The organism is Pelagerythrobacter marinus, from assembly GCF_009827515.1.
In the GTDB taxonomy this organism is placed as follows: Bacteria; Pseudomonadota; Alphaproteobacteria; order Sphingomonadales; family Sphingomonadaceae; genus Pelagerythrobacter; species Pelagerythrobacter marinus.
Map to the genome: position 1 here is coordinate 642732 of NZ_WTYO01000002.1, position 24854 is coordinate 667585.

Below are 24854 nucleotides of genomic sequence, written 5' to 3' on the forward strand. Positions count from 1 at the left end.
CGGCTAGAGCCGGTTGCGGACCAGGAACCGCTTGGTGAAGGTCTCGCTCGGGCGGACGAGGATGATCGCCACCCCGGCGATCGCGATCGCCCCGCCCAGCAGCAGGCGATAGCCGACCGGATCGCCGGTCAGCCATGCCCCCAGGGCGATCGTGAACAGCGGCGTCAGCAGCGTCATCGGCACGACCGCGTTGGCATCGTTCGCCTGCAGGATGCGGAAATAGGCGGTGTGCGCGCCCACCGAGACGACCAGCCCGGCAAAGACGACGCACCCGGCCAGCAGCAGCGGTTGGTCGGCGAAAGCCGCCACCTGCCCGCTTTCGATCGTCAGCGACAGCGGCAGCAGGACGAAGCTGGAGGCCACCGCCGCCCAGGCCTGCAGCCGGATCGAGGACAGCTCGATCCGCTTGACGAAGACCGAGCCGAGCGCCCCGACCGCGGCCGATGCGAAGACGAGGACCAGACCCGGCCCCGCCTCCAGCGCGCTGTCGGACATGACCGAGATCAGGACCCCGCCGAACGCCAGGGCGATGCCCAGCCCGCGCCGCCAACGCACCCGTTCGCCGAGGAAGAGGATCGCGAACAGCACCGTCATCGGCGCGCCCGAGAGGCTGACGACGCCGGCGGAAGAGGGGCTCGCGGTCTCCAGCCCCATGAACAGCAGCGCGAAGGAGCCGCCGCTGATCGCCAGCCCGACCAGCATGACGCGCGGCAGGTTCGCCGGCAGCGGGCGCAGCAGCGGCAGCAGGACGACCATGACCAGCGCCGAGCGGGCGAAGGCATAGGCCAGCGGCGGGGCGCCGAGCTGGTCCACCGCGATCTTGCTGACCACGACGTTCAGCGCCCAGACCACGTTGCACAGGACGAGTATGGCGACCGCGCGGGCCGGCATCGGTCAGGCGGCCGGCGGCAGGGCGCGCCGCAGTTCCTCCAGCCACGGCCCGGCCACGGCATCGCTCGGCGCGCGCCAGTCCCCGCGCGGGCTCAACGCCCCGCCGGCGCTGACTTTCGGCCCATTGGGCAGCGCGCTGCGCTTGAACTGGCTGAAGGCGAAGAACCGCTGCAGGAACCGTTCCAGCCAGTGGGCGATCGTCGGCAGGTCGTATTCGTTCTTCGCCGCCTCGGGAAAACCGGCAGGCCACAGGCCTTCCCCCGCGTCGCGCCAGGCGTGCCAGGCCAGGAAGGCGACGTGGCTGGGCGACTGGCCCCAGCGGATCGTGTGGTGGAGGAAGAAATCGTTCAGCTCGTACGGGCCGATCGCGTTCTCGGTGCTCTGGATCTCGCCATCCTCGCCCGCGGGGACCAGTTCGGGGCTGATCTCGGTATCGACGATCGCCTCCAGCACCGCGTCGGTCGCGCGGTCGAACTGGTCGGTCCGCGTGGCCCAGCGGATCAGGTACTGGATCAGGGTCTTGGGCACGCCGGCGTTGACCGCGTAGTGGCTCATCTGGTCGCCCACGCCGTAGGTGCACCAGCCCAGCGCCAGTTCGGACAGGTCGCCCGTGCCCAGGACGAAACCCGAATGCTGCCCGGCCAGGCGGAACAGGTAATCGGTGCGCAGACCGGCCTGCACGTTCTCGAACGTGGTATCGTAGACCGGCTCGCCATCGGCGAAGGGGTGGCCGATATCCTCCAGCATCCGGCGCGCGGCGGGCCTGATGTCGATTTCCTCGGCCGCGATCCCGGTGGCTTCCATCAGCTTCCAGGCGTTGGACTTCGTCCCTTCGGACGTGCCGAACCCGGGCATCGTATAGCCGCGAATGGTCGTGCGCGGCAGGCCCAGCCGGTCGCAGACCTTGGCCGCGACCAGCAGGGCATGGGTCGAATCGAGCCCGCCCGAAACGCCCAGGATCATGTGCTTGCCCCGGGTCGCCTGGAACCGGCGCAGCAGGGCATCGACCTGGATGTTGAACGCCTCGTAACAATCCTCGTCCAGCTTGTGCGCGCGGTTGGGAACGAAGGGGAACCGGCGGATCGGGCGCAGCAGGCGATCGTCGGGCGCCGGCGCCGACGGGGCATCGAAACGCACGCGGCGGAACGTGTCCTCCGGCCGGCCGGCCGCCTCTGCCGCGTCGCCGAACGTCTGCATCCGCATCCGGTCGCCCAGGATGCGGCGGGTATCGACATCGGCCAGGCACAGCTCGGGCTCCAGGTCGAAGCGCGAGCTTTCGACCAGCAGGTCGCCGAGCTCGTAGACCATCCCCTGCCCGTCCCACGCGAGGTCGGTCGTGCTTTCGCCGTGGCCGGCGGCCGAATAGGCATAGGCGCAGACCGCGCGGCTCGACTGCATCCGGCAGAGCATGTGCCGTTCGTCGGACTTGCCGATCGTGATGTTGGAGGCGGAGAGGTTGAGCACGATCGTCGCGCCGGCCAGCGCGGCCCGGGTCGAAGGGGGATCGGGGGCCCAGACGTCCTCGCACACTTCCATCGCGAACGTGAAACCCGGCCGTTCGGGCGCCTCGAACAGCAGGTCGGTGCCGAAGGGCACGCTTTCGCCGTTCAGCCCGATCGCCAGGCCGATGCAGCCGCGCCCGTGGGAAAACCAGCGTTTCTCGTAGAACTCGCGGTAATTGGGCAGGAAGCTCTTGGGCACGGCGCCCAGCACGCGGCCGCCGGCAATCGCCAGGGCGCAGTTGTAAACCCGCCCGTTGCGCCGCAGCGGCGCGCCGACCACGGCCACCGGGGCGAGATCGCGGCTCGCCTCGACCAGGTCGGCGATCCCGCGCTCGACCGCTTCCAGCAGCGCCGCCTGCAGGTGCAGGTCGTCGAGCGCGTAGGACGAAATGCACAGCTCGGGATAGAGCACCAGGTCGGCCCCCGCCCGGCCTGCCTTGCGCCATTCGTCGAGAATGCCCGCGACATTGCCCGCAACGTCGGCCGTGCGGACGCGCGGAGTGGCGGTGGCGACGCGCACGAAGCCGTGCGTGCGTCGGTCGAAGAAGGGGTGATCGGTGGTGTCGGTCATGCGCGAAGGGCGTTGTCCATCATGTCCAGCGCGACTGCAAGCGCCGCGATGCGGACCCCGTCGCGGCCGATCGCGCCGAAATGCTCTTCGCGGTGGGCGATCGGCCCGTCGCGACGGCCGCAGGCGAAGTGGACCAGGCCTTCCTCGTCGTTCTCGCCCCCCGGGCCGGCGAAGCCGGTAATCGCGACCCCGACCCCCTTGCCCGACCGTTCCAGCGCGCCGCGCACCATGGCCACGGCGACTTCGCGGCTGACCGCGCCGCACCGGTCGATCTGCGCCCGGTCGACCGCCAGCAGGTCGCACTTGGCGTCGTCCGAATAGACGACGAAGCCGCGTTCGAAGATATGGCTGCAGCCGGGCACGTCGGTCAGCAGCGCGGCGAGCAGCCCGCCGGTGCAGCTTTCCGCGGTGATCAGCGGCATCTCGCGCTCGCAGGCGAGGTCGAGCACGGCGCGCGCGCGCCGCGCGAGGTCGGGCGGCAGGATCGGGTCGAGCGTCTCGGTCCCGCTCATGCCGCGAGCAGCTCCTGCGCGCAGGGCGCCGCTTCCAGCAGGGCGATCAGCCCGCGCTCCTCGCGCGTCAGCCAGCGGGTCTCGCGCGGCAGGCGCAGCGCCTCGCGCCACCTCTCCTGCCGCTCGACCAGGTCGATCACCGCCGGGTGGACGTAAGACCTGCGGGTCACCGCCGGCGTATTGCCCAGCCGCCGGGCGACGACGTCGAGCACGGCCTTGATCGTCAGCGTCTCCTGCGCCCCGGCCAGGATCTGAAACGCGAGGACGCTGGCATGCCAGGTGCGGAAGTTCTTGGCCGTGAACCGCTCCCCCATCGTGTCGCACAGGTACTCGTTCACGTCGTGCGAGCACACGGTGTGCAGGTCGCCCTCGTCGTCGACGTACTTGAACACGTTCTGGCCCGGCAGGTCCTGCATCCGGCGCACGACCCGCGCCAGGCTGCCGTCGGTCAGCGCGACTTCGCGCAGCTTGCCGCCCTTGGCCTTGTAGCGCAGGCGCAGGGTCCGCCCGGTCACCTCGGCGTGGCGCTGGCGCAGCGTGGTCGCGCCGTAACTGCGGTTGTCGCGCGCATATCCCTCGTTGCCGATCCGCACGGCACCGAGATCCAGCAGGCGCACAACGCTGGCGATCGCGCGCTCGCGCGTCAGCCTGCGGCCGGAAAGATCGCTTTCCACCCGCTTGCGGACCAGCGGCAGCAGGCCGCCGAAGGCCAGGCACCCGTCGAACTTCTCGCTTTCGCGCGCGGCGCGAAATTCCGGGTGATAGCGGTATTGCTTGCGCCCGCGCGCATCGATCCCGGTGGCGAGGATATGGCCGTTGGGCGCGGGGCAGAACCAGGCATCGCGATAGGCCGGCGGAAGGGCGATCGCGTTCAGCCGGCGGCGTTCCTCCGGGTCGCGGATCAGCTTTCCCTGCGGGTCGTAATAGGCCCAGCCGCGCCCCGCCCGCCTGCGCGAGATGCCGGGGAGGTCGTCGTCGACATAGATCAGCTTCGTCATGCGAAGGCGAAACTGCCCGGCCTTGCAGGCGGTTCCGCTTGTGCGAAAAAGAACCGCCACCACCTTGGGCGGCAGCTAGATATCAGGAGACCCGCCTTGGCCGATCCGACCTATACCCCGCCCGAAGTCTGGACCAACACCGAAAGCGGCGGCAAGTTCGCCAATATCAACCGGCCGACCGCCGGCGCGCGCGAAGAGCGCGACCTGCCGGCCGGCGACCATCCCTTCCAGCTCTATTCGCTCGCCACGCCCAACGGGGTGAAGGCGTCGATCATGCTGGAGGAGCTGCTCGAGGCCGGGCACGCGGCCGAATACGATGCCTGGCACGTCGACATTTCCGAAGGCGACCAGTTCACCAGCGGCTTCGTCGGGCTCAATCCCAATTCGAAGATCCCCGCCCTGCTCGACCGCAGCGGGCCGGAGCCGGTGCGCGTGTTCGAAAGCGGCGCGATCCTGGTCCACCTGGCGGAGAAGTTCGGCGCCTTCCTGCCGACCGGCGCGAACCGCGCCGAAGTGCTGAGCTGGCTGTTCTGGCAAGTCGGCAGCGCGCCTTTCATCGGCGGCGGCTTCGGCCATTTCTATGCCTATGCGCCGGAAAAGTATGAATATCCGATCAACCGCTACGCGATGGAGACGAAGCGGCTGTTCGACGTCGCCAACCGGCGCCTTGGCGAAAGCGAATACCTGGGCGGCGACGACTACACCGTCGCCGACATCGCGACTTTCCCGTGGTTCGCCCCCTTCGTGCAGGGCACGATCTACGGCGAGGCGCGCAAGTTCCTCTCGATCCACGAGTACGAGCACGTCGAACGGTGGGTGAACCGGATCGCCGGGCGCCCGGCGGTCCGCCGCGGCCGGATCGTCAACCGGACCTGGGGCGAAGAGGGCGAACAGCTGCGCGAACGCCACTCCGCCGCCGATTTCGACGGCAAGACGCTGTAACCGCGCCGGGCCCGCCGATCGCCCCCTTCACATTGGCGCGCCCTTCGCTATAGGGGCGCGGGTTCCGCCACGGCGGACCCGCGCCTGATGGGGTGTAGCCAAGTGGTAAGGCAGCGGTTTTTGGTACCGCCATGCGCAGGTTCGAATCCTGCCACCCCAGCCAGCCCTTCCCCCTTGCACCCCTGCGGGCCGCCGGCAGCACGCACGGACGCGGATACGTTCTTGTGCCTGCGCGTGTTGCAATGCACAAACGGCCCATGCGGATCGCGGTCATCGACGAAAGCGCGGCGCGCGCCTCGATCATCGAGGAGGGTCTGGCCGGCGTCCCCGGCGCCCGCGTCGTGCGCCTGACCGAGCGGGCCGGGCTGCTCGCCCGGATCGCGGAGTTCGATCCCGATATCGTCCTGATGGATCTCGGCAACCCGTCGCGCGACGTGCTGGAGGAATACTTCGCCGTCAGCCGCGCCCTCGCCCGCCCGATCGCGATGTTCGTCGATGAAAGCGACGACGACGCGATTGCCGCGTCGATCGACGCCGGCGTTTCCGCCTATGTCGTCGACGGGCTGGCCGCCAGCCGCATTCGCCCCCTGCTGGATCTCGCCGTGCGCCGCTTCAACGCCTTCGCCCGGCTGCAGGACGAACTGGCCGAAGCCCAGGGCAAGCTGGCCGAGCGGGAAACGATCGACCGCGCGAAGCGCCTCCTGATGGACGGCCGCGGGCTGAGCGAGCCGCAGGCTTATGCCGAGCTGCGGCGCAAGGCGATGGATTCGAACAAGCGCATCGTCGAGATCGCCGAGGCCGTCGTCACCGCACACGAACTGATGGGAGGCCCTGCATGAGCGAACGCATGACGATCGGCTTCATGCCCCTTGTCGATGCCTGCCTGCCGATCCTCGCGCACGAACATGGCTTCGCCGCACAGGAAGGGCTGGAACTGGCCTTCGTGCGCGACGTGTCGTGGGCGACCGTGCTTGACCGCCTCCTCTACGGCCATACCGATGCCGCCCATCTCCTGGCGCCGCTGGCGATCGCGACGACGCTGGGCCGCGGACGCCCGGCAACCCCGCTTGCCGCGCCTTTCGTCCTCGGCCTCAACGGCAACGCGATCACGCTTTCCAGCGCGCTCGCGCCGCGCGTGGCGGCCGGGAACGGGGCCCTGGGCGACCCCGTCCAGGTGGGCGCGCGCCTGGCGGACCTCGCGGGGGAACGCCGCACCGCCGGAAAGCCGCTGCGGTTCGGCGTGGTCCATCGCTATTCCAGCCACAACTACATGCTGCGTTACTGGCTGGCGGCCTGCGGCATCCGGCCCGATCGCGAGGTGGAAATCGTGACCGTTCCTCCACCGTTCGTGTCCGATGCGATCGCGGCTGGCGAAATCGACGGGGCCTGCGTCGGGGAGCCGTGGAACAGCGTGGCCGTGACCCGCGGGGTGGGCGAAATCGTCCTCGCGACGGCCCAGATCTGGCGCCGCGGGGTGGAAAAGGTCCTTGCCCTGCGCGAAACCGTGCTCGACCGTCGGCGCGACGCAGCGGAGGCGCTGATCCGCGCGATGCGGGCGGCCGGGCGCCATTTCGTGGACCCTGCCAACTGGCAGGAAAACGCGCGAATCCTGGCGGCCCCCGCCTATCTCGATGCCGATAGCGAGCTGGTGCTGCGGGCGATTTCGGACCGGCTCGTGCTCGCGCGCGGGGCGGCCCCGACCCACTTCCCCGATTTCATGTTCCAATATGCCGAAGCGGCCAACTTCCCCTGGGTCAGCCAGGCACAGTGGCTCTACACCCAGATGGCGCTCGGCGACGACACGCCCTTCGACGCGCAGGAGGCGCGAATTGCCGGCCGGGTCTTTCGCCCCGACATCTACCGGCACGCGCTGATCGGCAGCGAAGATGCCCTGCCGGGCGCCAGTTCGAAAGTCGAGGGGAGCCTCGACCGGCCGACGGCTGTAACCGCGCAACAGGGCGCCATGGTCCTGAAATCGAACCGCTTTTTCGACGGGCGCACGTTCGATCCCGACGATATGGAAAGCTATTTCGCCGCCTTGCCGCGCTAGCGCCGGCAAGCCCCGATGCTGCAATTGCGAAAAGAGGCTTGGCAAGCGCCCCCGGGTGCGCTTACCATCCGGGCGATTGCCGGCTTGCCATCCATTGGCGGATGGTCATGCGGCCGGCCAGTCCTATTGCAGACAGCGCGTGGCAACGTCGCCGCCCGTATCCGGTCGCCAGACCGGGTCCGAGGCGGCTTTTTTGCGTGCGCCCACGGCAGACGGGGGAACGACCGGTGCGTTCAGCGCAGTACCAGGGCCAGGACCAGCGCAGCCGCGAGGACGGCGCTGACGGCCTGCCAGAACCGGACGGGGTCGCGCTGGGCCAGGGGCACGTGGCGCGGGACGCCGCGCGGGACGGCACCGCCGCCTTCGAGCCGGCGCAGGAGCCCCACGGCATCGTCGAAACGGTCCTCCCGCCGGGGTGCGATGGCCGTCAGGATCGCGTCGTCGAGCCAGCTGGGGATATCCGGGCGGTGGCGCGAGGGCGGGAGCGGGCGGGCGAACCGCGGGCGCTGGAAAGCCTCCTGCTCGCCGAACGGCCAGGTGCCCGCGAACAGGCGGTAGAGCGTCACGCCGAGCGCGAAGATATCCGTCTGGGCGTCGCCGCCGTGCCCGGCAAACTGTTCGGGCGCCATGTATCCGGGCGTGCCCGGTATCTCGTCGCCGCGAAAGTCCTCCACCCGCGGGAGGCGCGCCACGCCGAGATCGATCAGCTTCAGGCCTTGCGCGGTGAGGATGCAGTTGTCCGGCTTGATGTCGCGATGGACGATCTCCAGCCGGTGCAGCGCCGCCACCGCCCGGGTCAGCTGGATCGCGTGGTCGAGCGCGCCGGCGAGCGGCAGTGTCCCCTGCGCGAGGCGCGTTTCCAGCGTATCCCCTTCCAGCAGGGGCTGGACCCCGTAGAGCGCGGTCTGGCGCCCCGGCCGCACCGGGTGCGAGGCGGCGAGGAACGGGCTGTCCACCCGCCGCGCGATCAGCATCTCGCGGGCAAAGGCCATGCGAATGGCACGGTCGGCCAGCGCGCCGGGTCGGGGAAACTTCAGCGCCACCGATTCCCCGGCCTCGCCGTCCCACCCGGCCAGGAGCACGGCATAGCGCCCCTCGCTGATCACCCTGTCGATCCGGAAGCCGTCGATCGTGGCGCCCGGGCGGGGAACGGCGACCGCCGGCAGGTCCTCGATCCCGGCGAGCACGAAATCGTAGTCCGGCGGAGGGAGCCGCACGACGTCGACCACGATCGCCGTGGCATTGTCGCGCCCGCCGGCGCGCAAGGCCTCGCGGACCAGCGCCTGCGCCGCCGCTTCGGCCGAACCGTTCGCGGCCAGGACCGCGGCAATGCGCCGCTCCCCCAGCGGGGCGTGGATGCCGTCGGTCGTCAGGACCAGGCGATCGTGTTCCGCCAGTTCGATCGGCAGGTGGTCGAGGCGCAGTTCCGGCTCGAGGCCGATCGCCCGGATCAGGACATGGTTGAGGTCCGGTTCCGGCCGGACGTGGTCGCTCGTCAGCTGCACCAGCCGGTCGCCGGCGAAACGCCAGGCGCGGCTGTCGCCGACGTGGACGATGTCCGCCCGCCGGCCGCGGAGGGCCATCGCGGTGAAAGTCGTGGCCCCACCGCGCATGGCCTCGCCGCGGCCCTGCGAATGCAGCCAGCGGTTGTAGGCTGCCAGTGGCACCTGCATCGCCCGCCCGGCACCGAGCGTTTCGGGCACGGCATAGAACCCGTCGATCAGGGCCCTGACCGCCAGTTCGGCCGCCTGACGGCCGCCCCGCCCCTCGCTCACCCCGTCGGCCACGGCCGCCACTGCGCCGTGGCGTGCGCGTTCCAGGGCCGTACCGAGATAGGCCGCGCCGAAATCCTCGTTCCGCTCGCGCGGGCCGGCGTCGCTGGCGAATCCCACGGCGAGGACCAGTTCGTTCCAATTCTGCATTGCTGGCTTCCCCCCGCCCTCCGCGTGCGCGTGCACGCTGCACCCGCCCGCACGAGCTTCCCCCGCCGGGGCCCGACGTCAAGCATCGAAAGGACAGCATGATGGCAAGTTTCGCTCCTCCGGACAGCCCTTCCCCGCGAACGGGCAAGGCAGGTTTCTGGCAATCGGGCCACTGGCCCACGCTCGTCGCCGCCTTCCTCTATTTCGACCTCGCCTTCATGGTCTGGGTCATACTCGGCCCGCTGGCGCCACTGGTCGCGGAAGACCTGGGCCTGAACGCGGCGCAGAAGGGGTTCATGGTCGCCGTGCCGACGCTGGCCGGGGCGCTGCTGCGCATCCCGATGGGTTTCCTCGGCGACCGGATCGGACCCAAGAAGACCGGCGCGATCGGGCAGGTGATCGTCATCGCCGGCCTGCTGGCGGCATGGCTGCTGGGCGTCGGATCGTTCGCCGCCACGATCGCGCTGGGCCTGGTACTGGGCTTTGCCGGGGCGAGCTTCGCCGTCGCGCTGCCGTTGGCCAGCCGCTGGTATCCGCCCGAACACCAGGGCAAGGCCATGGGTGTCGCGGGCATGGGCAATTCGGGCACTGTCATCGCCTCGCTCTTCGCCCCCGGGCTGGCCCTGCTCGCCGGCTGGACCGGCGTTCTCGGCCTGGCCTGCATCCCGCTCGCAATCGTCCTCGCGCTCTATCTCGGAATGGCGAAGGATTCGCCCGAACAGCCGGCCCCCATGCGGCTCTCGGCCTATCTCGAGCCGCTCGGCGACCGCGACGCGTGGTGGTTCATGCTGTTCTACGGCGTGACGTTCGGCGGCTTCGTGGGGCTCGCCGCCTCGCTCTCGATCTATTTCGTCGACCAGTTCGGCCTTACCGCCGTGCAGGCCGGATACTGCACCGCCGGGTGCGTCTTCGCCGGATCGCTGGTGCGGCCCCTGGGCGGCGGGCTGGCCGATCGCTTCGGGGGAATCCGGACGCTCACCGCGGTCTATGTCATCGCCGGCGGCGCGCTGGTGGCGATCAGCACCGGGCCGGGTTCGCTGGCACTCGCCCTCGGTCTCTTCGTGATCGCCATGCTCTCGTTCGGGACCGGCAACGGCGCGGTCTTCCAGCTCGTCCCCCAGCGCTTCCGCAAGGAAATCGGCGTCATGACCGGGCTGGTGGGCTGTGGCGGCGGGATCGGCGGCTTCTTTCTGGCCAGCTCGCTCGGCCTGGCCAAGCAGCATGCCGGGAGCCCCCAGCTGGGGTTCCTCGTCTTCGCCGCGATCGCGCTGGTCGCGCTGGTCGGGCTGACGGCGGTCAAGGGCCGCTGGCGCACGACGTGGGGCGCCGCCGTCCAGGGCGTTCGCATCTGACGCCCGGGCAGGACCGGGGACGGGCCCGCGAGCGGCCCGCCCCGGCGGGAGAGGATGCCGGCGGGCCCGCAAGGGGAGAACCATGATGAGATTCCACCACCGCCCGATCCTGTTCGCTGCCGCCACGGCATCCTCCGCTATCGCCCCCGCGCCTCTCGCGGCGCGGGACGCGGCACAAGATGCCGCGCCGGACGCCGCCCCGGACGCCGCCCCGGACGCCCCGGCGCACGTCGCGCCGGACGCCGCCAACAGGGCGCCGCGGCAGGCGGGCGGAACACCCGCCCCTGCCGTCCACACCCCGGATGCCTGGCGCCTCGCGCCCCTGTTCACGGCTCGCCTGCGCTACGAAGGGGTCGCGTCGGAAGGGGCGGGCCGCCACGCGGAAGCCGTGACCCTGCGCGCCCGGTTCGGGCTGGAGGCGCGCCGCGACGGCCTGTCGCTGCTGGTAGAGGGCGAAGGCACGGCCGCGCTCGCCGACGGATACAACGACACGCTGCCCGGCAACGGCGCCGAGCCTTTCCCCGTGATCGCCGACCCCGAGACGCTGGAACTGAACCGGGCGCAACTATCGTGGCGGGGCGGCCCGGCGACGGTCACCGTCGGCCGGCAGCGGATCGTGCACGGCAATGCCCGGTTCGTCGGCAACGTCGGATGGCGGCAGAATGAACAGACGTTCGACGCCGTGCGAGGCGAGGCCGCAATCGGCCCGGTCGCGATCGACTTCGCCTATGCAGCCGCCCAGCGCACGATTTTCGGCGCCTACAGCCCCGGCGAGAGCCACGACGGCGATTTCTGGCTCGCCAGCGGCACTGTCCGCCGGGGGCCGTTCGAAGGCCGGGCCTTCGCCTATCTCGTCGACTACGACCGGCGTCCGGCCTTCTCCAGCCAGACGTACGGCGCCATTGCCAGCGGCGCGACCGCGCTGGGCCGGCTGGAGCTGCGATACCGCGCCGGCTACGCCGTGCAGTCGGATCACGGGTCCGGCCCGGTCGCCTATCGCGCCGACTACGTCGACGCCGAAGTGGCCGCGGCGAGCGGACCGTTCACGCTCGCCGCCGGTTACGAGAAGCTCGGCAGCGACGAGGGGGTCGCCGCGTTCCAGACACCGCTCGCCACGCTTCATGCCTTCAACGGCTGGGCGGACATGTTCCTGGCCACGCCGCCGGCCGGTCTGCGCGACCGCCACGTCCGGCTGTCCGCGCGGTTCGGCGGGGCGGACGGAGAGGCCGCGATCGACGCACAGATCGCCTATCACCGGTTCGACAGCGATTACGCGGATATCGCCTACGGACAGGAATGGAACCTGTCGCTGGGCACCCGCCTCGGGCCGGTGGCCCTGCTGGCGAAATATGCCCACTACGACGCACGCGATTTCGGCGCGGACACGCGCAAGTTCTGGTTGCAGGCCGAATATGCGTTCTGACAGCCCCCGCACCGCCATGCGAAAAGGCCTTGCGAGGGGCGCCGGCAATCGGTTACCCTCGGCTCCACGCCGACAAGCGCGCCCGTCCAACGCCGGACGACCACGGCCGCTTTCGAACGAAAAGACGCAAAACGTGGCAATGACGCCGCCAGTCTCGCCTTCGGGCCGGGCTTGGCGGCTTTTTTGCTTGCGTAATCGGGGTCCGGCCCCGCGGAGGCAGAGATGAACGCACAGACCCGGATGGAAGACATGGTCTCGGCCCGCGAGAAGCTGGTCGTCATCGGCAACGGCATGGCGGGCTGCCGGGCGGTCGAGGAAATTCTCGAACGCGACGGCGATCGCTACGACATTACCATTTTCGGGGCCGAGCCGCGGGTGAACTACAACCGCATCATGCTCTCGCCGGTACTCGCGGGGGAGAAGACCTTCGACGAGATCGTGATCAACAGCGCCGAATGGTATGCCGAGAACGATATCGAACTGGTGAGCGGAGACCCTGTCAGCCATATCGACCGCACGGCAAAGACGGTACTCAGCCAGTCTGGACGGGTCGAACCCTATGACAAGCTGCTGATCGCGACCGGCTCGGACCCTTTCATCGTTCCCATTCCCGGCAACGACCTTGCCGGCGTCATCACCTTCCGCGATCTCGACGATGTCGACAAGATGCTCGCCGCTGCGGAGAAGGGCGGCGACGCGGTGGTGATCGGCGGTGGCCTGCTGGGTCTTGAGGCTGCGCACGGCCTTTCGCTGCGCGGCATGAAGGTCACCGTCGTTCACCTCATGCCCACGCTAATGGAGCGCCAGCTCGACGAAGCCGCGGGCTATTTGCTGCGGCAGGAACTGGAAAAGCGTGGCCAGACGATCCTGACCGGTGCCAACACCAAGGTGATCCACGGCATGGAAGGCCATGTCGCCGGGATCGAGCTGGAAGACGGGACACGCCTGAAGGCGGATATCGTGGTCATGGCGGCAGGCATCAAGCCGGCCACCGGCCTTGCCAAGTCCGCCGGTCTCGAATGCGAGCGCGGCATCGTGGTGGACGATCACATGGTCACCTCCGACCCGGACATCCTGGCCGTGGGCGAATGCGTGCAGCATCGCGGGGCCTGCTACGGCCTAGTCGCGCCGCTTTGGGAAATGTGCCGGTCTCTGGCCGATCACCTGACCGACGCGCCCACCGGCTATGCCGGTTCGGTTACCTCGACCAAGCTCAAAGTATCGGGGATCGACCTGTTCTCTGCCGGCGATTTCTCCGGCGGAGACGATTGCGAGGACATCGTGATGCGCGATGCCGCGCGCGGCGTCTACAAGCGCGTGGTCTTGAAGGACAACAAGCTCATCGGAGCGGTGCTTTACGGCGATACGGCCGACGGCAACTGGTATTTCGACCTGCTCAAGAAGGAAGAGGATGTCTCCGATATCCGCGAAGGGCTGATCTTCGGCCAGGCCTTTGCCAGCGGGGGTGCCCTTGCGGACCCTAATGCCGCCGTTGCGGCCCTTTCGGACGACGCAGAAATCTGCGGCTGCAACGGCGTATCCAAGGGCAAGGTCGTCCAGTGCATCAATGATGGCGCGCACAGCCTCGATGCGGTGCGCTCGCAGTGCAAGGCCAGCGCGAGCTGCGGTTCGTGCACCGGCCTTGTCGAAAGCCTGCTGTCCCTGACGCTAGGCGGCGAGGTCGAGAGCGGCCCTGCCAGCACGTGCAAATGCACCAGTTTCACGCATGACGACGTGCGCCGCCTGATCGTGGAAAAGCAGCTCAAGGAAATCCCGCAGGTCATGCAGGAGCTGCACTGGACCACGCCGGACGGCTGTTCCTCCTGCCGGCCTGCGCTGAACTATTACCTGCTCTGCGCCTGGCCCGGCGAATACGAGGACGACCAGAAGAGCCGCTTCGTCAATGAGCGCCTCCACGCCAATATCCAGAAGGACGGCACCTATTCCGTCGTTCCGCGCATGTGGGGCGGGGTGACCAGCCCGAAGGAACTGCGCGCGATCGCCGACGTGGTCGAGAAATACGATGCCCGGATGGTCAAGGTCACCGGCGGCCAGCGGCTCGACATCTTTGGCATTCGCAAGGAAGACCTGCCCGCGGTCTGGGCCGACCTCAATGCCGCGGGCATGGTGTCCGGCCACGCCTATGGCAAGTCGCTGCGCACGGTGAAGACCTGCGTCGGCAGCGAATGGTGCCGCTTCGGCACGCAGGATTCGACCGGGCTTGGCATCAAGATCGAGCAGATGACCTGGGGCAGCTGGATGCCGCACAAGTTCAAGATCGCCGTCAGCGGTTGCCCGCGCAATTGCGCCGAGGCGACGATCAAGGATTTCGGCGTGGTCTGCGTCGACAGCGGATACGAGCTGCATGTGGGCGGCAATGGCGGGATCAAGGTCCGCGCCACCGACCTTTTGTGCAAGGTCGAGACCGAGGAGGAGGCGATGGAGCACTGCGCCGCCTTCATCCAGCTCTACCGCGAGGATGCGCACTATCTCGAACGCACGGCCCCCTGGCTCGAGCGCAAGGGGCTGGACTGGATCAAGGCGCAGATGTTCGACGATCCCGAACGGGTCGGGCGCCTGGCCCGCCGCTTCCGCTATTCGCAACAGTTCATGCAGGACGATCCCTGGGCCAGGCGCGCCGCGGGCGAGCGGGCCGACCTGCACCGGCACCTGGCCACGGTCCGGCCGATGGAAACGGAGTACGCATGATGCCCGGCAAGTGGCTCGATATCGGTCCGACCACGCAGATCGAACCGGGAATGGCCGCCACCCTGCCGGTCGAAGGCGGGGAGGAGATTGCGGTCTTCCACACCGTGAACGGGCGCTTCTACGCGCTGGTCAACAGCTGCCCCCACCGGCAGGGGCCGCTCAGCCAGGGAATCGTCCACGGCGACAGCGTGACCTGCCCGCTGCACAACTGGCGCATCTCGCTGAGCACGGGGGCGGCGCTGGGGGACGACAGCGGTTGCACCCCGACCATCCCGCTCAAGATCGACGGCGGCCGCCTGTTCCTCCTGCGCGAAGCCGTGGTGGCCCCGCGCGGGGCGGCCGGCCCGCGGGCGGCCTGATCGCCGATGGGCGCGATCCGCACGACCTGTGCCTATTGCGGCGTCGGCTGCGGGATCCGCGCGGAAGTGGACGGCACCCGTTCGGTCGCGATCGCCGGCGACCCCGATCATCCGGCCAATCGCGGCCGGCTGTGTTCGAAAGGCACGCACCTGGGCGAGACCGTCGGGCTCGGCGGGCGCCTGCTGCACCCGATGGTCGGGGAGGCGCGCGTCTCGTGGAACGAGGCGCTTGGCCAGGTGGCCTCGCGCATGCGCGCCTGCATCGAACGTCACGGGCCGGACAGCGTGGCCTTCTATGTTTCCGGCCAGTTGCTGACCGAAGACTACTACGTCGCCAACAAGCTGATGAAGGGCTTCGTCGGCAGCGCCAACATCGACACCAATTCGCGCCTGTGCATGGCCAGCGCGGTCGCCGCCCACAACCGCGCCTGGGGTGAAGACGTCGTCCCCTGCTCCTACGACGATATCGCCGCGGCCGACCTGATCCTGCTGGTCGGGTCGAACACCGCCTGGTGCCATCCGGTCGCGTGGCAAGCGATGGAGGCGGCGCGCGAACGACGCGGCACGAAACTGGTGGTGATCGACCCGCGACGGACGGAAACCGCCGAGCGGGCAGACCTCCACATCCCGCTCGCGCCCGACGGCGACACGGCGCTGTTCACCGCGCTGCTTGCCGAGATGGCCCGCCGGGGCGCGCTCGACGACGCCTTCCTGCGCGATGCCTGTTCGGTGCCGCCGGGCTTCTGGGACGATCTCAACCACGATCCGGCGATCGATCGCGCCCTTTTCGCACGGCTCGCCGACCTGTTCGCCGCGAGCCCGCGCGCGATCACGATGTTCAGCCAGGGCGCAAACCAGTCGGTCGGCGGCACCGACAAGGGCAATGCGATCATCAACCTCCACCTCGCCACCGGCCGCATCAACCGCCCCGGCGCGGGGCCTTTCTCGATCACCGGGCAGCCGAACGCCATGGGCGGCCGCGAGGTCGGCGGGCTGGCCAGCACGCTTGCCTGCCACCTGGGCTTCTCCGCCGAAGAACGCGCCTCGGTCGCGCGGTTCTGGGGCACCGACCGGCTCTGCCGCGAGCCGGGCCGGAAGGCGGTGGACCTGTTTCGTGCGGTCCATTCGGGCAAGGTCAGGTTCGTGTGGATCATGGCGACCAATCCCGCCGTCTCGATGCCCGATGCCGGCTTCGTGCGCGAAGCGCTGGCACGCTGTCCCCACGTCGTCGTGTCGGATGTGATCGCGCAGACCGACACGGCGCGCCTGGCCCATGTCCGCCTGCCGGCGCTGGCCTGGGGGGAGAAGGACGGCACGGTCACCAATTCGGAACGGCGCGTCAGCCGCCAGCGCCGGCTCTTTCCGGCGCCCGGCGAAGCCCGGGCCGACTGGCGGATCGTCGCCGACGTCGCCGCGCGCATGGGCTGGGGCGAATCCTTCGCATGGTCGTCGCCGGCCGAGGTGTTCCGGGAATATGCGGCGATGACCCGGCTCGCACGCGAGCACGGAAAGCACCTGGACCTGGCCGAATGGGCCGGGTGCAGCGATTGCGAATACGAACGGATGCCGCCGTTCCAGTGGGGCGGGCCGCACCCGCTCGCGCGCCGGTTTCCGACGGCCGACGGCAAGGCGCGGATCGTCGCCGTCAGCCCCCCTGCGGCCCGGTCGCCCGATCCCGATTTCCCGCTCCGGCTCAACACCGGCCGCTACCGCGATCAGTGGCACACGATGACCCGCACCGGCCTCAGCCCCCGGCTCGCGCATCACCGGCGCGAACCGGTCGTCGAGGTCCATCCGGCCGATGCCCGCCGCCACCGGCTCCTCGACGGCGGGCTCGCCCGGGTCGAGACGCCGTTCGGCGCCGAGCTGTTCCGCGTCGCGACCAGCGAGGGCCAGCGGCCGGGGGAGATCTTCGTCCCGATGCACTGGACCGACATGCTGGCCGGGGGCGGACGGACCGGGAAGCTGGCCCAGCCTGCGACCGATCCCCATTCCGGCCAGCCCGGGTTCAAGAACACGCCCGCCCGCCTCGCACGGGTCGAGCCGGACTGGCGCGCCTTCCTCGTCTCGCGCCGGACCGTGACCCCGCAGGCCCCCTACTGGGTCCGTTCGCGGGTCGCCCGTGGATGGCTGACCGAGCTGGCCGGGTTCGGCACCGTCGATTGCGACGCCCTGCTACCGGCCGGGCCGCGGATCGAAGTGGCCGACCGTGAGCGCGGGATGCGGCGAATTGCCGTGCCGGACGAGGGAGGGGACCTGGCCGCGGTGCTGTTCGTCACCCGCAGCGGCACCCTGCCCGCGCGCGAATGGATCGCGGAGCAACTCGGCATGCCCGGATCGGGCGCCGAATGGCTCGCCGGGCGATCGGCCGCTCCCGCGCCGGACAAGGGGCCGCTGGTCTGCCTGTGCCACGACGTCGGCGAGCGGCAGGTCGCCGCCGCGATCGCCGCCGGCGCGTGCGACACCGCCGCCGTCGGGGCCGCGACCAAGGCGGGGACGAATTGCGGCAGCTGCCGCCCGGTGATCGCCCGGATGCTGGAATCCCGCCCGACAATGGAGCCTGCCGAATGACCGACTTCGAACCGCGCACCGTATGGCTGGTCGGCGCAGGCCCCGGCGATCCGGAGCTGCTGACACGCAAGGCGGAGCGTCTGCTCTCCGGCGCCGACGTGGTCTTCCACGACGCGCTCGTCGGACCCGGCGTCCTCGCCCTCGCCCGCCCGGGTGCGCGGCTGGTTCCGGTGGGCAAGCGCGCCGGCCGCCATTCGCAGAGCCAGGCGCGGATCGACCGGATGATCGTGGCCGCCGCGCGGGCCGGGCAACGCGTCGTGCGGCTCAAGGGCGGCGACCCCGCGGTCTTCGCGCGCACGGCGGAAGAGCTCGCCGCCTGCCGCGCCGCCGGTGTCCCCGTCCGCATATGCCCGGGCATCACCGCGGCCTCGGCCGCCGCGGCGAGCCTCGGCACCCCGCTGACGCTGCGGGGGCAGGCCCGGGCGCTGACTTTCGTGACCGCCCATGCCTGCGCCGGCGATGCGGCGGACGTCGACTGGCAGGCGCTGGCCGACCCCGGGGCCACGCTGGCGATCTACATGGGCAAGGCAATGGCCGGTCGCATTGCGCGCCGCCTGATCGCCGCCGGCCTGGACCCGGCGACGCCCGTTGCCCTGGTGGAAAATGCCAGCCTCCCTGACGAGCGGCGGTTCGACAGCCGGCTCGACCTGCTGCCGATCGCCGCCCGGTCCGTGCTGGGCGAAGGCCCGGCCGTGATCCTGGTGGGGCCGGCACTCGACTACGCCCGCGAGCCGGCGGCAGCTCCCGGTCGTGGGAGCGCGCGCGCGCTGACGGCGGGTGCCGCGTGACGGTACCCGCCCCTCGCTGCACCGACCGGCGCGCGCCTTCCGGCTGCGCCCCGCCCGCCCTGTCCTTCGCGGCAGCGCGCGCGCTGCTCGACACCTTCGGGCCGGTCGACGGGATGGAACGGATCCGTCCGGAACAAGCAGCGGGCCGAGTCCTTGCCGAGCCGGTCCTGGCCGCCCGCGACACGCCCGTCCGCGATCTGGCGGCCATGGACGGGTTCGCGATCGCGGCCGCCACGCCGGGCCCCCGGCGGATCTTCCGGGTAGAGGGGCGCTCGCTGCCGGGCGGGCCGCCCCCGCCGCCGCTGCCCCCCGGCGGCGCCTGCCGGGTGACGACCGGGGCGCCGCTGCCCGCCAACGCCGCGCAAGTGGTGATCGACGAACGGGCCGTGCGCTCGGGGTCCACGGTCGCCCTCGCCGTCCCCCCCGGCGACAAGCCCCACGTCAGGCGGCGAGCGTCGGATTTCGCGGCCGGCGAGGCCGTGCTGGCAGCCGGGATGCAACTGACGCCGGCGGCCCTCGTAACCGCCGTGGCCTCTGCCGCCGACGCGGTCGTCGTCCGCCGCCGGCCGCGGGTGGCGATCCTGGCCACGGGGGACGAATTGCCGGGCACGGGGTCGGCGCTGTCCGGCGCGAACGGCATTCCCGACAGCGTGACGCCCGCGCTCGCCGCCATGATCGCCGCGGCCGGCGCGACCCCCGCGGCAATCTGCCACCTGCCCGACGAACGGGGCGCGATCGAACGCGCCCTGGCCGCCCACCTCGGCCCGCGCGGCGAAACGCAGCGGGCCGACGCCGTCGTCATCACGGGCGGCGCATCGCGCGGGGATCGCGATTTCGCACGCCAGGGCGCGGCCGAAGCGGGGGCGCAGACAATCTTCGCCGGGGTCGCCATGAAGCCGGGCAAGCCGGTATGGTGCGCGCAGCTCGCCGGCCGCCCGATCGTGGGGCTGCCGGGCAATCCCACCGCGGCGCTGACGGTCGCGCGGCTGTTCCTGCAACCGTTGATCGGGCGCCTTTCGGGACGCGACGCCGCCCGGGAAGAGGCATGGACCGCCCTGCCCCTGGCACGCGCCATTCCCGCCAACGGCCCGCGAGAAGCCTTCCTGCTCGCGACGTTCGCAAACGGCCACGTTTCGCTCGCGCAGCGGCAGGACGCATCGGGCCAGCGCGCGATCGCGCTCGCCACCCACCTCGTGCGCCGCGCGCCCGGCGCCCTTCCGGCGCCGGCCGGCGCGACGGTCGAGGCGCTTCGGATCTGACCCGGTGACGGCGGTTCTCGGTGCGATCCTGGCCGGCGGGCGATCGCGGCGTTTCGGCAGCGACAAGGCGGCGGCGACGATCGGGGGGCGCAGCCTGCTGGACCATGCCGCAAGCTCGCTGGCGCGGCAGGTGAGCGCAGTCGTCGTCTGCGGCCGCGCCCACCCTGCCCTGCGCGCGCTGGCCGATGTCCCGCGCCCGGGCCTGGGCCCACTGGGCGGCCTCGCCGCGGCGCTGTCATGTGCGCGCCATGAGGGGTTTGACGGCGTGCTGTGCGTGCCGGTGGACCTCCACCCCGTGCCCGACGACCTCGCCCGGCGGCTCGGCCACCACGCGCCCGCGGTCCTCGACGGCCAGCACGCGGCGGGGTTCTGGCCGGCCGGCCTGGCCGATCCGCTGGTCGATCACCTGGCCGGGGGCGGGCGCTCGTTCCGTTCCTGGATCGACGCGACCGGGGCGGTCCGCATCCCATGCGAGACGGCGCCGGTGAACATCAATCGCCCGGGCGACCTGGCCGAGGCGCGGCGAAGAACCGGCGGCGCACCGCCCTGATCGCCCCGGCCCCGCCCGCGCCCCCCGCATTGCTGCGCGCCCGATTGCCCGATAGAGGGGCGCGATGCGATTGCGCCATATCGAAGTGTTCTATGCCGTTTACCGGACCGGGTCGGTCACCGGCGCGGCGCAGGAACTGAACGTGTCCCAGCCTTCGGTCAGCAAGGTCCTGCGCCATGCGGAGGACCAGCTCGGCTATCCCCTCTTCCGGCGGAACAAGGGGCGGCTGGAGCCGACCGAGGCGGCGCACGAGCTGTTCGGCGAAGTGGACGAGGTCTATCGCCAGGTCCGCTCGCTGCGCCAGACGGCCAAGAACATCGGCGCGCGCCGCGGGGGCCATATCCGCCTGGGCCTGCTTCCCTCGCTCGGCTTCGGCGTCATCCCGGAGGCGATCGCGCGGCTGCGCGACGAACACCCCGACGTCAGCTTCGAGCTCGACACGCTCCATTCGCGTGACATCGCCAGCTCGCTGCACGAGCGCGAGCTGGACCTCGCGATCGGATACGGCAGCGCGGCCAAGTCGCGCCTGGCCGTGCGCCAGGTGGGCGAGATCGAGCTGCTCGTCGCCGCGCGCAAGGCCGATTTCGTCCCCGCGGGCGGGGTGGTCGATTTCGAGGACCTCGACGGGCGCGACTTCATCGGCCTGCGCGACAGCGGCCCTTCGGGCGCGGTCCTGCTGGACGAGATCGACCGCCTGGGCATAACCCCGCGCGAAGTCGTCACCGCGCGCACCTATTATGTCGCGCTCGCCCTCGTACAGCGGGGCGTGGGCCTGACCGTGGTGGACGAGTTCACCGCCCGCTCCATGCCGGGCGCGGACGTCGGCTTCTACCCGTTCCGCAAGCCGGTCGTCTCGCCGGTTTCGGCCTACTTCCTGCGCGACAACCCGGCGGCCGAGCTGCTGACCGGTTTTCTCGACACGGTGGAGGAAACGCTGGGCGCAAAGCCCGATCCGCGCGCATAACCGCAGGCTATAGCGCAGCGAAGTGTTAATCCCGCAGCGTCCTTGTCTTCGCAAAGCCGCCGGTGCCACAAAAGTGACATAGGCCGAATTGGCCATACACCCACGCATCTTCCAAGGGGGGAAGTTCATGACACGCTCTCGGCGCATCTTGCTGCGCGCATTCTTCATGGCCGGCACCGCCGGTCTCGCCTCGCCCGCTCTCGCCCAGCCCGCGCCGATCGGCGTGGGCGAACCGCAGGAGGCCGCGCCCGAAGAGCCGGCCGAAATCGTGGTCGTCGGCTCGCAGATCAAGGGTTCGAAGATCACCGACACCCTGCCGGTGACCGTGCTCGACACCGACAATATCGACGCCATCGCCGCGTCTTCGGGCGACGAGCTGTTCCGCGCGATCCCGCAGGCCGGCGACGTCGGCTTCAACGAACAGCGCACGACCGGCGGGATCAACGACGCGCGCGGCGACGTGGCCTCGATCAACCTGCGCTCGCTCGGCACCGGCAACACGCTGGTCCTGCTCAACGGCCGGCGCATGGTCCTGCACCCGGGCTACCAGACCGAGAACCTGGTCCCGGTCACCTCGGTCAACGCCAACGCGATCCCCGTCGCCGGCGTCCGCCGGCTGGAGGTCCTGCGCGACGGCGCGGCCGCGATCTACGGCACCGACGCGGTCGGCGGCGTGGTCAACACCGTGCTGCGCGACAATTTCGACGGCGTCACCGCCGAAGTGCAATACGGCGGCTCCGAAGGCACCTCGCTGCGCGAGTTCGATGCCGAGCTGGCGATGGGCCGCACCTTCAACCAGGGGCGGACCAATATCTCGCTGTTCGCCAACTTCCTGAACCGCGAAGGTATGCCGGCAAGCGACCGCGAATATTCGCGCAGCTACGACATCCGCCGGTTCGTCGAGGGCACGCCGTTCGAAGGCGACACCGATTTCGACAACCGTTCGACCAACTCGCCTTTCGGCGAATTCCAGCTCTACGACTATACCGCGACCGTGCGCCAGAACGGCAACGCGATCACCTCGCCCAGCGATTACTGGCATATCCAGCCCGACACGATCGCCGGCTGCGTCGCGGACCTGGGCAACGGCCTGTGCGCCGACAACTCGACCCAGAACTCCAACAGCGAGGAAGACCGCCTCTACCGCTACAACACCGCCAACGATCGCTGGATCGTCGGCGATACCCAGCGGTTCAACGGCTTCCTGTTCGCCAACCACGAGTTCGACAGCGGGCTGGAAGTCTTCGCCGAAGCCGGCCTCTACCTGTCCGACTACAAGACCCACCGCGAGGCCGACGCCCCGCTCAACGCGGTCGACATCATCGTTCCGGCGAACAATTACTGGAACCCGTTCGGGCCGACGCACTTTTCCGACGGCAGCGAGAACCCGAACCGCCTGCCGGGGCTCGACATCCCGGACGAAGGCGTGGCGATGATCCTCAACGATTACCGCTTCGTCGATGCCGGACCGGAAGTGATCGAGGTCAAGAACACCAATTACCGCCTGCTCGCCGGCCTTCGCGGCGAAGTCGAGGGGTGGAACTGGGAATCGGCGTTCGTCTGGTCCGAAGCGACGACCGAGGACAAGTCGAACCGCATCAGCAACACCTTGCTGCAGCAGTCGCTCGCGCTTGAAACGCCCATGGCCTACAACGTCTTCAACGGCGGCAACCTGGCCGATTTCCCGAACGGCGACGGCACGCCCAACGACCAGGCGATCATCGATGCGATCACGGTCGATGCCTATCGCACGAACAAGAGCCAGCTGGGCATGTGGGACCTGCGCGTCTCGCGCCCCGACCTGCTGGCCCTGCCGGCCGGCGACGTCGGCGTCGCCTTCGGCGCGGAGTACCGGTACGAGGCGTTCAAGGACGATCGCGACGACCGGCTCGACGGCACGATCACCTTCACCAACCCGGTTTCGGGCGAGTTCCACACCAACGACCTGCTCGGATCGAGCGCGACCCCCGATTCCTCGGGCGATCGCGACGTGGCCTCTGCCTACCTCGAGTTCGCGATCCCGGTGATCAGCCCGTTCATGGACGTGCCGCTGGTCGAGGCGTTCGAAGTGCAGGCCGCGGCCCGTTTCGAAAGCTATTCCGACGTGGGCGAGATCCTGAAGCCCAAGGTAGCGGCGGCCTGGACCGTCTTCCCCTGGCTGAAGTTCCGCGGCTCCTACTCCGAAGGGTTCCGCGCGCCCAACCTCGTGCAGATCAACGAGAACGGCCTCGAACGCAGCAACGGCCGGCTCGACTACGTCCGCTGCGAGGCGGATATCCGCGCCGGGCGGATCGACACGATCGACGATTGCGGCCGCTCGCAGTCGGTCGTCAGCGAACGCCAGGGTTCCAGCGAGCTGGGGCCGGAGGAGAACAACTCCTACTCGCTCGGCGTCGTCCTGCAGCCGAACATCGCCAACGGCCGCTTCGGCCAGATCACCGCGACGGTCGATTACTGGCGCATCAACCAGACCGACGTGGTCGGCATCTTCGGCGACGACAACCAGATCGCCTACGACTACCTGCTGCGCGTGCGCGGTTCGTCCAACCCGGCGGTGGTGCGCGACGCGCCGACGCAGGAAGACATCGACAACTTCGCCGGTACCGGGCTGGAACCGGTGGGCGAGATCGTGCGGGTGCTCGACAACTACCTGAACCTGCTGCCGCGCCGGATCGAGGGGATCGACTTCACCGTCCACTACGAGCTGGACGACACGGCGATCGGCGACTTCTCGCTCAACGTCAACGCGGCACACCTGCTGCGCTTCGACCAGGAGCCTTCGCCCGAGGCGCAGGAGATCATCGACGCGCAGGCCGCGGGCGAGATCTCGCAGGGCTTCGTCGTGGACGGCGCGGAAGGCCTGCTGCGGCAGGAAGGCAACCCGCGCTGGCGCCTGTCGAGCTCGCTCACCTGGCGCATGGGCAACTTCGGTGCCGGCGTGTTCGGGCGCTATGTCAGCTCGGTGAAGGACACCGGCGCGACGCTGAGCGACGGGACGCAGTTCGTCGTCGACGACTGGGCCTATGCCAACGTCTACGTCCAGTACACGTTCGACGAGGGGCCGCTCGACAACACCCGCCTGCGGCTGGGCGTGCGCAACATCACCAACGAGGCCCCGCCGCTGGCCGACAGCAGCTTCGGCTACCTGGGTTCGCTGCACTCCAGCCGGGGCCGTTACTGGTACGGCTCGATCCGCAAGCGGTTCTGACCGCGTGCCGGCGCGGCGCGCACCGGCAGCCGGGCCGCGATCCCGCCACCGGCCGTTCCCCCCGGGAACGGCCCCGGCGGGACCGGTCGCGGCGGCCGGGCGGCCGCCCGCGCGACGCCGGGCGCGGCGGCCGCGATCGCGGTTCGGGCCCCCGCTGCGCCGCAAGCTCTTCCACAGGGAGCGAACTTCCTGTTTGTCAACGCGGTTCCGGCGCTCGATAACGCATCCGCGACCGGTGCGCTGGCCGGTCGCACCACAATTGCGCAGCGCCCCCGGGAGGACT

At 70.1% G+C, this 24854-nt stretch carries 18 protein-coding genes and 1 tRNA gene; 14 read left to right on the forward strand and 5 right to left on the reverse strand.

Annotated features, from left to right (window positions below; genetic code table 11):
* Positions 1-3: 3 nt before the first annotated feature.
* The 4 genes from GRI72_RS06900 to GRI72_RS06915 are packed head-to-tail and all read right to left on the reverse strand — an operon-like array spanning position 4 to position 4474.
* Positions 4-891, reverse strand: a complete 888-nt coding sequence (locus tag GRI72_RS06900; protein WP_160733176.1) for a DMT family transporter — start codon at positions 889-891, stop codon at positions 4-6.
* Between the two features lie 3 nt (positions 892-894).
* Positions 895-2964: an NAD(+) synthase gene (locus GRI72_RS06905; RefSeq protein ID WP_160733177.1), complete on the reverse strand. Its 2070-nt coding sequence runs from the start codon at positions 2962-2964 to the stop codon at positions 895-897.
* On the reverse strand, positions 2961-3476 hold the full coding sequence (locus GRI72_RS06910; protein ID WP_160733178.1) for a CinA family protein: 516 nt from the start codon (positions 3474-3476) through the stop codon (positions 2961-2963). The genes GRI72_RS06905 and GRI72_RS06910 overlap by 4 nt, the downstream gene beginning before the upstream one ends.
* Positions 3473-4474, reverse strand: a complete 1002-nt coding sequence (locus GRI72_RS06915) for a DNA topoisomerase IB (protein WP_160733179.1) — start codon at positions 4472-4474, stop codon at positions 3473-3475. The genes GRI72_RS06910 and GRI72_RS06915 overlap by 4 nt, the downstream gene beginning before the upstream one ends.
* Positions 4475-4570: 96 nt before the next feature.
* On the opposite strand from GRI72_RS06915, the gene yghU reads away from it, so the two are divergent.
* From yghU to GRI72_RS06935, 4 genes are all read left to right on the forward strand, one after another.
* Positions 4571-5416, forward strand: coding sequence for a glutathione-dependent disulfide-bond oxidoreductase (gene yghU / locus GRI72_RS06920; RefSeq protein ID WP_160733180.1), 846 nt, complete (start codon positions 4571-4573; stop codon positions 5414-5416).
* Between the two features lie 88 nt (positions 5417-5504).
* A tRNA-Gln gene (locus GRI72_RS06925) sits at positions 5505-5579 on the forward strand.
* A 94-nt stretch (positions 5580-5673) separates the two neighbouring features.
* A complete protein-coding gene (locus tag GRI72_RS06930; protein WP_160733181.1) occupies positions 5674-6255 on the forward strand; it encodes an ANTAR domain-containing response regulator in 582 nt (193 codons plus the stop codon).
* Positions 6252-7466, forward strand: a complete 1215-nt coding sequence (locus GRI72_RS06935; protein WP_160733182.1) for an ABC transporter substrate-binding protein — start codon at positions 6252-6254, stop codon at positions 7464-7466. The genes GRI72_RS06930 and GRI72_RS06935 overlap by 4 nt, the downstream gene beginning before the upstream one ends.
* A 233-nt stretch (positions 7467-7699) precedes the next feature.
* Here GRI72_RS06935 and GRI72_RS06940 read toward each other — a convergent pair whose 3' ends face one another.
* Complete coding sequence (locus GRI72_RS06940; RefSeq protein WP_160733183.1) at positions 7700-9388, reverse strand: bifunctional protein-serine/threonine kinase/phosphatase; 1689 nt, start codon at positions 9386-9388, stop codon at positions 7700-7702.
* Positions 9389-9486: 98 nt separating this feature from the next.
* Between GRI72_RS06940 and GRI72_RS06945 the strand changes: the two genes are divergently transcribed.
* The 10 genes from GRI72_RS06945 (at position 9487) to GRI72_RS06990 (ending at position 24571) form a co-directional block, all read left to right on the forward strand.
* A complete protein-coding gene (locus GRI72_RS06945; protein ID WP_160733184.1) occupies positions 9487-10740 on the forward strand; it encodes a nitrate/nitrite transporter in 1254 nt (417 codons plus the stop codon).
* Between the two features lie 82 nt (positions 10741-10822).
* Entirely contained in the window at positions 10823-12163 is a 1341-nt protein-coding gene (locus GRI72_RS06950) for an alginate export family protein (protein WP_160733185.1), read from the forward strand.
* A gap of 222 nt (positions 12164-12385) precedes the next feature.
* On the forward strand, positions 12386-14872 hold the full coding sequence (gene nirB / locus GRI72_RS06955; protein ID WP_160733186.1) for a nitrite reductase large subunit NirB: 2487 nt from the start codon (positions 12386-12388) through the stop codon (positions 14870-14872).
* The gene (nirD, locus tag GRI72_RS06960) at positions 14872-15231 is read left to right on the forward strand and encodes a nitrite reductase small subunit NirD (RefSeq protein WP_160733252.1); all 360 of its coding nucleotides are present in this window, start codon (positions 14872-14874) and stop codon (positions 15229-15231) included. Before nirB ends, nirD begins: the two co-directional genes overlap by 1 nt.
* A 6-nt stretch (positions 15232-15237) precedes the next feature.
* Positions 15238-17802: a nitrate reductase gene (locus tag GRI72_RS06965; RefSeq protein ID WP_160733187.1), complete on the forward strand. Its 2565-nt coding sequence runs from the start codon at positions 15238-15240 to the stop codon at positions 17800-17802.
* Positions 17799-18590: a uroporphyrinogen-III C-methyltransferase gene (gene cobA, locus GRI72_RS06970; RefSeq protein WP_160733188.1), complete on the forward strand. Its 792-nt coding sequence runs from the start codon at positions 17799-17801 to the stop codon at positions 18588-18590. Before GRI72_RS06965 ends, cobA begins: the two co-directional genes overlap by 4 nt.
* A complete protein-coding gene (locus tag GRI72_RS06975) occupies positions 18587-19849 on the forward strand; it encodes a molybdopterin-binding protein (protein ID WP_160733189.1) in 1263 nt (420 codons plus the stop codon). The genes cobA and GRI72_RS06975 overlap by 4 nt, the downstream gene beginning before the upstream one ends.
* 4 nt (positions 19850-19853) lie before the next feature.
* Positions 19854-20399 carry an NTP transferase domain-containing protein gene (gene mobA / locus GRI72_RS06980; protein ID WP_160733190.1) on the forward strand — a complete coding sequence of 182 codons (546 nt, stop codon included), beginning with the start codon at positions 19854-19856 and terminating at the stop codon, positions 20397-20399.
* A gap of 64 nt (positions 20400-20463) precedes the next feature.
* On the forward strand, positions 20464-21363 hold the full coding sequence (locus tag GRI72_RS06985) for a LysR family transcriptional regulator (RefSeq protein ID WP_160733191.1): 900 nt from the start codon (positions 20464-20466) through the stop codon (positions 21361-21363).
* 127 nt (positions 21364-21490) lie between these two features.
* Positions 21491-24571, forward strand: coding sequence for a TonB-dependent receptor domain-containing protein (locus tag GRI72_RS06990; RefSeq protein ID WP_160733192.1), 3081 nt, complete (start codon positions 21491-21493; stop codon positions 24569-24571).
* Positions 24572-24854: the final 283 nt, after the last annotated feature.

Bases quoted from the DNA above. Each gene is read 5' to 3' on its own strand.
- GRI72_RS06900 (WP_160733176.1), bottom strand. From the start codon at position 891: ATGCCGGCCCGCGCGGTCGCCATACTCGTCCTGTGCAACGTGGTCTGG.
- GRI72_RS06905 (WP_160733177.1), bottom strand. From the start codon at position 2,964: ATGACCGACACCACCGATCACCCCTTCTTCGACCGACGCACGCACGGC.
- GRI72_RS06910 (WP_160733178.1), bottom strand. From the start codon at position 3,476: ATGAGCGGGACCGAGACGCTCGACCCGATCCTGCCGCCCGACCTCGCG.
- GRI72_RS06915 (WP_160733179.1), bottom strand. From the start codon at position 4,474: ATGACGAAGCTGATCTATGTCGACGACGACCTCCCCGGCATCTCGCGC.
- GRI72_RS06930 (WP_160733181.1), top strand. From the start codon at position 5,674: ATGCGGATCGCGGTCATCGACGAAAGCGCGGCGCGCGCCTCGATCATC.
- GRI72_RS06935 (WP_160733182.1), top strand. From the start codon at position 6,252: ATGAGCGAACGCATGACGATCGGCTTCATGCCCCTTGTCGATGCCTGC.
- GRI72_RS06940 (WP_160733183.1), bottom strand. From the start codon at position 9,388: ATGCAGAATTGGAACGAACTGGTCCTCGCCGTGGGATTCGCCAGCGAC.
- GRI72_RS06945 (WP_160733184.1), top strand. From the start codon at position 9,487: ATGATGGCAAGTTTCGCTCCTCCGGACAGCCCTTCCCCGCGAACGGGC.
- GRI72_RS06950 (WP_160733185.1), top strand. From the start codon at position 10,823: ATGATGAGATTCCACCACCGCCCGATCCTGTTCGCTGCCGCCACGGCA.
- nirB (WP_160733186.1), top strand. From the start codon at position 12,386: ATGAACGCACAGACCCGGATGGAAGACATGGTCTCGGCCCGCGAGAAG.
- nirD (WP_160733252.1), top strand. From the start codon at position 14,872: ATGCCCGGCAAGTGGCTCGATATCGGTCCGACCACGCAGATCGAACCG.
- GRI72_RS06965 (WP_160733187.1), top strand. From the start codon at position 15,238: ATGGGCGCGATCCGCACGACCTGTGCCTATTGCGGCGTCGGCTGCGGG.
- cobA (WP_160733188.1), top strand. From the start codon at position 17,799: ATGACCGACTTCGAACCGCGCACCGTATGGCTGGTCGGCGCAGGCCCC.
- GRI72_RS06985 (WP_160733191.1), top strand. From the start codon at position 20,464: ATGCGATTGCGCCATATCGAAGTGTTCTATGCCGTTTACCGGACCGGG.
- GRI72_RS06990 (WP_160733192.1), top strand. From the start codon at position 21,491: ATGACACGCTCTCGGCGCATCTTGCTGCGCGCATTCTTCATGGCCGGC.